Below are 9,616 nucleotides of genomic sequence, written 5' to 3'. Positions count from 1 at the left end.
TGAAACGCTGGCGGCTGACCGTTCCAAAATGAGCCTTGAGGCCAATCCAATCGACATTCACCGTGCTACGGATGCTGTACTGGTGCAACTCGACATTCTCGCTGAGCAACATCCCAATCTTCTTTTCGTCGCCACCAGCAACTTTCCTCAAGCCGTCGATGCCGCTTTCACATCGCGATGCGACCTCGTGGTAGAGATCCCCTTGCCGAATCGTGATGCGTGTTCGCTGATACTGAAAAATTGCCTGACAGGGCTTGGCGCGGTCTATCCACAAATTGCAAAATTGCTAGATGATCCTCGTTACGAGCCATGTGCTGACGAGTGCGTGGGTTTAGATGGTCGAGCTATTCGCAAAATGGTTGCTAACGCCATGGCCAGCAGCCCGAAGACCGCCATTGATCCCAATCTTTTGAAAATCGACAATTTGATTGAGGCTGCCCGCGCTGCCAAGGCTGGACGGCTAATAGGGGATAAATCCTAATGAGCAGCGTTGTTAGACGGACATTCAAAAGTACGCCCGAGCGCGATGCTTCTAAGACTTGGACAGCCATTATTGATCTTTTGGTCCAAGGAAAATCAAACAGTGCCCGCGCAGAACTGGAAGCCGTAGGAGGCGTTGCAGCTAGCGTGATCGCCGACCAATCCCCCAAAGACGCAGCCATCATAACAACCTGTGATGGTCCTCGAACGCGCATTTATTGCCTTTATGATGACAACGCTATCGATGGCTCGGATGCGAACGAAGAGGCCCTGCCATTTGATCCCCTAAAGGGAGATTGGCGCGTTTCGCTCCCATGCAATACTGACGATTTGGAATGGGTACAAAATGCGCTAAAACAACATAGTACGCGGATTACCGCCCGCGACTTGGATGCGGCTGTGGGTAAAGATGAGAATGTAGCATCAGAGAAGTCTCAAAACCTGATTCTTGATACGGAAGGATTTTTGGGATCATGACCGCAGTAACCGTTAATACGTACACTCATTCCGTCACATACGTGGCAGATAATATACTCAAGAGTCTGAAGGACATTATACGTCTTAGTGGCCTTGATCCGGCAAAATTTGTAGGTGAATGGGATCTCAATATGCGCGGTATTCACGCGTGGCTCAATTCGGGTCATCTCGAAACGGTAGAGCTTGAGATATACAATCCTTTGACCGACGCACTGATTTTCAGATGGGATATTGAAATTGCATATGGCTGGTCAGGCGGAGATGGAAGCTTCTGGACCGATACGGAGCAGCTCAAATACGCAATTAAAAAGGCGGGATTGGCGCCAAGTCAGGCACGTTACCGTCTGTTGATTCAGAACAAGCCGGGACGTCCAGAAGTGGCGGGGTGGAGCAGCGGCAGTGGTCGCTCGACTGAAGGAATGGTCCGGCAAAGCCTAGGTAAGACCGTCGAGCATAGCGGCCTCGGTGCCCGTACCTCATATTTAAGGAGAGCCTGATGCTGACGATTGACGAGGCATTTCGGAAATTCAAAAGCCGATTGGAGCTAAACGATAAAGAACAAGCGAATGCGTCGGCACGCCAGAAAGAGGTTCGCGATTATCTCGATTGCAAATTCGAGATTGATCGAAGTTTTCTAACTGGCTCTTATGCGCGATGGACAAAAACCAAACCGCTCAAAGATGTGGATATATTTTTCGTCCTGAAAGGTTCTGAAGATGATTATCTTTCAAAAGCGCCATCTGTGATCTTGACCGATTTCCATGACGCTTTGGCCGAAAAATATGGAAATAATGCCCGCAAACAAAACCGGTCTATCAATGTTGATTTTGGTGTAACCGCTGATTCCGATGATAACACTGACTACCGTGTTATCAGTGTCGATGTTGTTCCGGCATTCGACAAGGGTGACAATTTTACCATACCGGACAACGAGTTGGGGAAGTGGATCGAGACCAATCCAACGATCCATGCCGAAAAGGCGGTTAATGCTCATCAAGCTTTTTCCAATGAATGGAAGGGCCTCGTTCGAATGGTCAAATATTGGAACAACAATCCCAAACATGGCGAAAAACCGGTTAAGCCATCATTCCTTATCGAGGTTATGGCTCTTGAATGCCTATATGGAGGTTGGGGCGGCAGTTTCGACCGAGAGATGCAGGGCTTTTTCGCCACCCTTGGTGATCGTATATTGGATGAATGGCCTGATCCCGCTGGTCTCGGGCCGGCCATCAGTGATGGTATGGATCAAAATCGTAAATCAAGGGCGCGTAGTCTTCTCCAAGCAGCGGAGCGTGAAGCAACAATGGCCATTGATCATGTTCGCCACGGACGTAATGGCGACGCGCTGAAAGCCTGGCGTGAACTTTTTGGGCCTATGTTTCCCTTATCGTGATCTGGTCTCTTTCAATTTCTGCAAAAAGGTAGCCGCGATGACAGAATGGTCCCTGACGCAGCTGTTGGCGTCTCTTCATGAGGACATCGAACAACGCCTAAAAACGGTGCGAAAAGCATTCGATCACCCTGGCACAAAAGGTGATGCCAGCGAAAATGTCTGGATTGAGCTCCTTAACACTTATTTGCCAAAGCGCTACGAAGCATCAAAGGCACATGTTGTTGATAGTAAAGGCAATTTTAGCCAGCAGATCGACATTGTGGTATTTGACCGGCAGTATTCGCCGTTTATTTTCAACTATGAAAACGAAATCATCGTTCCAGCAGAAAGTGTATACGCCGTTTTTGAGGCAAAGCAGACAGCCGATGCCAATCTCGTTGGGTATGCACAGGACAAAGTGGCGAGCGTTCGAAAGCTGCACCGGACCAGCCTTCCCATTCCCTATGCCGGGGGAACTTATCCGGCCAAGCCGTTGATCCCGATAATCGGTGGGCTGCTTACCTTTGAGAGTGAATGGAAGCCAGCTCTTGGCAATTCATTGAAAAAAGCACTGAACGCAGAGTTGGGCGTGGGTAAGCTTGATTTAGGCTGTCTGGCATCACACGGTCATTTCAACTTCGATGGCGACACCCAAGACTATTTGTTCGTCGCGGAAAACAAGCCCGCAACTGCCTTCCTGTTCAAACTGATATCGCGTTTGCAATTCAGCGGCACCGTCCCGATGATTGATATTGAAGCTTATAGCGAATGGCTTGTGGACTAGGCCTTTTTACCCGGCGAAAATCCCTGACTTGATAAAGCCCGCTCCTTGCGGCTGCACATAGAGCATGGGCGCTAAACGTTCGCGTCTGATATCCGGAAACCCCACAGATATTCATAGTCCGTTTCCAAGCGACAGTGGCTTTGATGCGACAATCGACCTTGATCAAGATCTGAAATGTACACCTAGCTGGAGACGCGCAGCGGCTCAGGGGAAGGCCTTCCCCCAATGGGTATTAAGATCGAAAGAAATTACAATGTAAGAACACAAGCAATCGCATATGCTTCACAATTCAGCTTGGGCTAAAGGAATCCAGGATAGTTTTTGCCATATCAGCTAGACAATCACTATCGAGCCGCGAAGTCAGTACGTTTCTCTGCAAGAGTGCGTCAGTTAGAACATGATCGAATTTCTCAAATCGCAAATTCGTATCCGCGACGAATAAATCGGGAGAAGCCCCATTAGCCAAGGTTTGGAGATAATCGCTTAAATTCTCAGCCCTATCGGCCCCTGACACTTCCAGCAATCCGTCGTGAACCTCAACCTTGAACCCACTGCCACGCAAAGCAAGAGCAAGACTGTTAGTGGCAATGGTCCCGCGCCGTGTGAAGACTAGGTGGGTGCTTTCGCCCTGATGAGATAGCCCCCTTTTCTCGAAGGCAAGCTGCATATAGCTAAGTCTAGCTTCCGCAAGCAACTGCCTCGCTGCTTTGTCAAGATAGACCGGCACTGCCTTACCTTCGAGAAGATCAAACATGCGCTCGACAACTTTGTCATGGATTATACCCGGATCGCCGCCAAAGATGGGAGGAACGCCGCCAGCCGAGGCTGTTACGATAATCACACGTTCGGTGTCGCGCACTTCACGGACGCTCCATCGGCGCCCAGAGAATATGATCATCATGCCTGGTGCAAGAAGGCTATCAACTGGAATCGTACCAAGCTCTTTGCCATCGGCAATCAAGCGATACTCTTCGCTGGTCTGAAACACCGCGAAAAAGCTGTAATGTTCGACAAGCTTCTCGCCTTTTTCTCCGAGCAGCAGCAAGCCATTTGACGATTGTTCAATCAGTGCGTTTTCTGCACTTCCCATTGCGCGCAAAACTTCGCCGAAAAGTGGAGGGTCAACTGAACGGAAGGGGCCTTTTACGCACAGCACCGCGTGGAGAGTATTTGCCCGTGCGCCGCCCGATGATGCAATGACAGAAAGTATCTGATGAACGAGAGCAGAAAGATGCAAGGCTCCAAGACGCGGTGGTTCACACCAGTTCTCCAGAAGCAAATCGATCATCGCAATTGCTCTCATCGTACTGAGCCTAAGGCGGTCGGCTATATGAGCTTTGGAATCGAGCATGCTTTCGATTGCATATTGCCGCAAAACTGCGGGTTGCCCCTGCCTGCGACCTGAACGGCCCAGTCTTTGACGTAATGAGGCTACGCTGAAGGGAGCGCCAATTTGTGCCACAGAAGCGACATCGCCTATGTCGATGCCAAGTTCGAGTGTCGATGTGCAAATCGCGCTGGTCGGCAAACGGCCATCTTTCAATCGCTTTTCGATGAACTGACGCTGTTCTTTTGCAATATTGGCATGATGCGCGAAAAACTCTTGGGGGAGCCATTCGCTCTCGCACTTGCGCCGCAAGCGATCGGCATAAATTTCCACACGTTGCCGCGAGCCGGCGAAGATCAAATTATCACTACCACGGAGATGCTTGAACAAATGTTCTGCGATTGCATTTGTGGGAGAAGGAACTCCTTCGTCAGTGTTGCCCTCTAAATATCCACGCAGCTGTAATCGCAATTCTGCTTCGCCGCCTTTAGCTTCAATCAAATGTACTTGAGAGGCAGCATCCGGGCGAAGAGCAGCCTTGGCAAGCTCCATGTCCCCTAGCGTCGCTGATAGCCCTATCCGGCGAATATGGCGGCCTGTAGAAAGCTCAAGCCGTGTCATCAACGATTGCAACTGCATACCGCGTTCGGTGCCAAGCATCGTATGCAACTCGTCAATAACGATAGCTTTCGTTTTGGAAAAGAGCCGGGGTATCTCTGCCCCCCTTCTGACAAACAATGCTTCAAGGGATTCTGGGGTAATCAGCACAATACCCGCAGGATTTTTGCGTGCCTTTGTTTTGACGGAGGAGGAAATGTCTCCGTGCCAAGGAACCACGGGCAATCCCGTTTGCTCGCATATGTCCGATAGCCGACGGGCTTGATCGGAAATCAGCGCCTTTAGCGGGCCGATATACAGGATATCGAATCCGGATTGTGGTTCCTCATCTCCAAGAACTTGAGAGATCAGTGGAAAGAAGGCGGCCTCTGTTTTACCACCGGCTGTGCTTGCGGCGATAATAATGTCGTTGTTGTCTCCGGTAACCGCACGGATCGTGCGAACTTGAATGTCGCGAAGTTGCGACCAGCCCTGTCCTCGAATCCATTTCTGAATTGGCCGGGCAAGAAGGTCGAAAGCCTCAGTCACAGAGTAAAACTGGAAAGTCCGTCATCGTTCTCGCTGTTCGCGCTAGGATCGGCGGCAACTGCTTCGTCGATATCACTCATATCGTCGCCATGATCGTCCGCGATATCGATCTGCTCGATCAGATCGGACCACCGGGTACCGGGGTTTTGCGCAAGGACAGCAAGCATGTTTACGAAAGCGGTCACAGTGTTGCGAGGCGTGCGGAAATAGGACTCGCCTATTCGCTTGGAACAATGCGCCATAAAGGAGGTCAGCGCTTCATTCGGGATTGCGGTTTTTTCATCCTGCATGATGGCGCGAATGTTCTGCAACAGGACAAACATATCTTCGGGCGTAAGATTGGCGAGGCGGATAATTGGCCCCGATAAGTCAACTAGTCCGTCCTGAACGAAGGTGTTCTCAGCCAAGCGGGATTGCAGCGCTTCGTAGCTATATAGGCCGCGGCGGGTATCCATCAGAAATTCGGGAGTTCCTCCCTTTAGGAAACCAAGATGCGAAGCGCTGCCCTGTAACACGTCGTTGAGTATTCGCAGAATCTGTTCGTAATTGGATTTACGCGCTTGCGAGGACGATAGCTTGAACAAATTGACCATTTCATCGAGACCAACAAGCAGCCCTTTGTACCCCGCTGCAACAGCAAATTCAGCCATGAGTTTGAGGTGATCATAGACGCTGGCATCATCGACAATCGTGCGAACGCCAAGAGCTTTGCGCGCATCGGTTTTGGTGCTGAATTCTCCGCGCAACCAGCGCAGGGCAGCCGACTTTAACTGATCGTCACCGGTGTCAAAACCTTCCCAATAGCGCCGAACAACTTGAGCAAAATCATATCCACCGGTCAGCTCCTCCAAATGAGCGAGCCGTTCCGCGATCACTTCGCCAGCGCTACAATCACGAGTGGCGGCGTCTTGCTGCGCCTTCGAAACAAACCGTTCAACAATATTTGGCAAACCTCCCCCATCAGGCCGCGTTCGAGTGGAAAGGTTTCGCGCTAATTCTGCGTATAGCCCGCGCGCTTGGCCACCGGACGCGTGCAAGCGTCTGTCGGGGGCGAGGTCGGCAAACATCGTCACCAGCCCCTTCTCAAGCGCTACCAGCCTTGCAAGATTCATAAAGAAAGTTTTGCCCGACCCGTATTCGCCTATCACGAAGCGGATGGCCGCTCCGCCATCGGCAATGCGCTCAATATCCTTGACCAGTTCCTCAATTTCACGCGCGCGGCCGACCTGAACGTGTTCCAAGCCAAGCTTTGGGACTACGCCGGCTCTCAAAGCCTGGATGATCGCATCGCGCTCGCGCGGGCGCAGTTGAGCCATTCTACTTTCCTCCATTCATCGTCTGCCGGATCGCTTCCGCTATCTCAGGCAGAATTTCATAGCCATCATAGTCATCGATGAGCATTTCGCCATGCGTTTCGAAGCTCCATTCATTCACCGTTTCGATCATGCCTGCCAGCGGCAATTTATTGACCGCTGCGATGCCCGCTAATTTGTCTGCGGACCAGCTCATTTCCGCAATCAACTCTTGCACAAACATGCTGTGGATGGTGTCGAGTCCCTTAAAACTGCTGTCTGGAATCGGAGCGTCTTTCGGGCTGACACCTTCTGCATCCGCGCCGAAAATTTCTCCGAGAACAGAGGACACGCGATCAGTGTTTGACCGGATTTCCGCAATTTTAGACATGTCCAGCGTAACTGCATTTGGCGGTGTGTCTTCGGGTATGGATTCACCGCCTACCGCAGCAATCGCAGCCCGGACGCTTACCGGTGTATCGGTGATATCGCGTGCGTGTAAATCGGCATAAACCAGTGAACGGTCGAGCCCGAGAGCAGTGTAAATCTTCTCTATTCCGGCCACTTCTTCCGGTACGATTGCCATATCGGCATGTGCCATTGCAATTGCTGCGGTACGCAGTGTCAGCGAATCTTCTGCGCTCGCCGACTTGAGGCGCTTACGCAGCATATTCATATCTGGCTTTACTGCTTCGAACCAAAACCGATTAGCTTGCAGCCGCCGCCGCTCCTGATCATTTGCAACCGGGGCTATCGCCGCAAGCTCGACCAAACGTAGATGTTCTGCTTCGACCACTTCGCCATCTGCATGAGCAACGAAAGAGCCCAACGCCATTTCCAGCAACGCCTGCTGATAACCGGTTGAGACGTCCTCCAGCATAACAACGGGCTCGCCTAGATCGAACAACACAATAACTTCGTCAGCTTTTGGCGCGCGCAAGGCAAAGCGTGGGTCGGGTGCCATGCCGATTGCCAATCCTGCAAGAGCATCAGCAGCATCTGTCAATTGGCGCTTGCCAATCCGGTCGGGGGTGGCCCCTTCCAGTTTTTCAATCAATTCGGTCACAGCGACTAGCCCATCTGCCATGATAATCGACTTCGCCCAATTTTCTAGCGCGTCCATTCCCGCGCAAGGGAACTGATCTCTGATTTCAATCGGCAACAAAGCATGCGCTTCGATTGATCCACCGCTGTCGCTATTCCGCCCTAGAAACCGGCTGTATTTGTCTAATCTATCGGAGGCTTCGTCAGCGATTAGTTGTGCCCTATTCAAGGGTGCAGCTAGAGTGGTGATATCTGGTACTGGATTGCCATCTACTGTCGGCTTGAGATCCAGGTCAAACTCGCTTGATGCAGCGCGATAGCGGTATTGTAATTGCCCCTTCGGCTTACGGACTTTCTGCCCGCCGGGATATTTCTCTTCGTGAAGCACCAGAAATAAGGCGCGGAATTCCTTCGTGCAACGCCATGCCGGTGTACGAAGGTTGGTGTAGCCGCTGCATAGATACCAACTCAGTATCCATTCTGCGCTGACCCGTTCACCATCGCGAACAGATGCACCGATCTTTAGGCGCACCGGCAAAGGAAGTTCCCAGCTACGCGATTCATAGATCGGCGTGATTTGTCCCTCGCGTGCAAAAACGATTGATGCCGTCTCGACAAATTCTCCAAGGTAGCGCCGGATAGAGTAGTTTTCGCCGTATAGTGCCAGCAACCGCTCGGCCTCGGCGATTATGAGTTCTTGCTCATCCTGCTCCGGCTGGTCGACAAATAGCCTGCGCTCCAGCCCATAAAAATAAAGGAACACATATCCTACGTTTATGTTTTTACTGGTAGCTCCGTCAGCCAGCCAATCGAGGTAGGTAGCGCGGCAGCGGGCGGAAATATCGGAGTAACTGGGCCAATATCCAAGATCATCTGACTGAGGGTCGGCGGGCAGACTCGCAACTGACAAGGCAGGATCGATATAAGCTCGGCATGTTTGACGGTAATAGCTTTCGCCGACGCTCGGAGGTGTACCAACATAGACCATGCCCGATATGTGCCTGCCTGCGACAACGACTGTCTCGCCGGATGGCACCCATCCGCCTTTGGACCGTATGGCACTCGAAATTTTCATATGGTCACCTGCGCTCTGATTTGTGGAAATCGGCATGATGTCATCTTCTGCATAAGATGCAGGATATTCGCTTTGAGGATCTGCTCGCGCAGCGCGATCCGCCGCAATACGTGCCCGATTATCTTGATTTGGTTGGTTTGATGTTAGGCTTCGTGTCCGTGTTGGTGCTGGCAGCGGCGAGGTTCTTTCACCTCGTTCAACTGCACGACCACCAGCTTGAAAGGGCTTGTCTGGACGAAAATTATAGGGTTGCCCAGCAACTCGTTTGTACCGACTTTCGGATATCTCACTATTGGACGCAGATTTCTCTCTGCGCCTTTTATTGTGCCAACGAACGGCAAAAAATGGAGCGATAAGGGCGAATAAGGCTTCGATCCAGTCTGGTAGAAACTGCAAAACAGTCACTACGAAGATCATGCAGACAAAAAACCAAGCAATGTAAAGTAAAATCGAACGCGCAATATTCATGCCCTACTCACTGCGCCAAGCATGCTAATTCCGCAACTACTATCATATAGATACGAAGTGATAGTCGTGCGAATGGTAAGCGTGGCGAGGACGCCGCCTTGTCAGCGTGATTTTTTGGCCTGAGCGGCTTTGTCGGCGGCGCGGCGTTTGG

At 51.4% G+C, this 9,616-nt stretch carries 7 protein-coding genes and 1 pseudogene; 5 read left to right on the top strand and 3 right to left on the bottom strand.

The genetic code is table 11. The features are described from left to right. The 5 genes and pseudogenes from ACN0WW_RS16985 to ACN0WW_RS16965 form a co-directional block, all read left to right on the top strand. A pseudogene (locus tag ACN0WW_RS16985) lies at positions 1 to 481 on the top strand (cell division protein); the annotation flags it as partial. Next, positions 481 to 957 carry a hypothetical protein gene (locus ACN0WW_RS16980; RefSeq protein ID WP_417614223.1) on the top strand — a complete coding sequence of 159 codons (477 nt, stop codon included), beginning with the start codon at positions 481 to 483 and terminating at the stop codon, positions 955 to 957. The pseudogene ACN0WW_RS16985 and the gene ACN0WW_RS16980, both read left to right, overlap by 1 nt. Further along, positions 954 to 1,454 (top strand): HORMA domain containing protein, encoded by a 501-nt coding sequence (locus ACN0WW_RS16975; RefSeq protein ID WP_417614221.1) that lies wholly within the window; start codon positions 954 to 956, stop codon positions 1,452 to 1,454. The genes ACN0WW_RS16980 and ACN0WW_RS16975 overlap by 4 nt, the downstream gene beginning before the upstream one ends. Next, positions 1,454 to 2,350 carry a CBASS oligonucleotide cyclase gene (locus tag ACN0WW_RS16970; protein ID WP_417614219.1) on the top strand — a complete coding sequence of 299 codons (897 nt, stop codon included), beginning with the start codon at positions 1,454 to 1,456 and terminating at the stop codon, positions 2,348 to 2,350. Before ACN0WW_RS16975 ends, ACN0WW_RS16970 begins: the two co-directional genes overlap by 1 nt. A 37-nt stretch (positions 2,351 to 2,387) precedes the next feature. Next, positions 2,388 to 3,113 (top strand): DUF6602 domain-containing protein, encoded by a 726-nt coding sequence (locus tag ACN0WW_RS16965; protein WP_417614217.1) that lies wholly within the window; start codon positions 2,388 to 2,390, stop codon positions 3,111 to 3,113. A 289-nt stretch (positions 3,114 to 3,402) separates the two neighbouring features. Here the strand turns inward: ACN0WW_RS16965 and ACN0WW_RS16960 are convergent, their stop codons facing one another. From ACN0WW_RS16960 to ACN0WW_RS16950, 3 genes are read right to left on the bottom strand one after another with little or no spacing between them, the layout of a single operon-like run. Then, entirely contained in the window at positions 3,403 to 5,586 is a 2,184-nt protein-coding gene (locus ACN0WW_RS16960; RefSeq protein ID WP_417614215.1) for a DEAD/DEAH box helicase, read from the bottom strand. Further along, positions 5,583 to 6,902, bottom strand: coding sequence for an ATP-binding protein (locus ACN0WW_RS16955; protein WP_417614213.1), 1,320 nt, complete (start codon positions 6,900 to 6,902; stop codon positions 5,583 to 5,585). The genes ACN0WW_RS16960 and ACN0WW_RS16955 overlap by 4 nt, the downstream gene beginning before the upstream one ends. Before the next feature lies 1 nt (position 6,903). Next, entirely contained in the window at positions 6,904 to 9,465 is a 2,562-nt protein-coding gene (locus tag ACN0WW_RS16950) for a TerB N-terminal domain-containing protein (RefSeq protein ID WP_417614211.1), read from the bottom strand. Between the last annotated feature and the right edge of the window lie 151 nt (positions 9,466 to 9,616).

This window comes from Parasphingorhabdus sp. (assembly GCF_048269865.1).
GTDB lineage: Bacteria > Pseudomonadota > Alphaproteobacteria > Sphingomonadales > Sphingomonadaceae > Parasphingorhabdus.
This window is presented reverse-complemented; position numbering and strand designations above follow the sequence as displayed.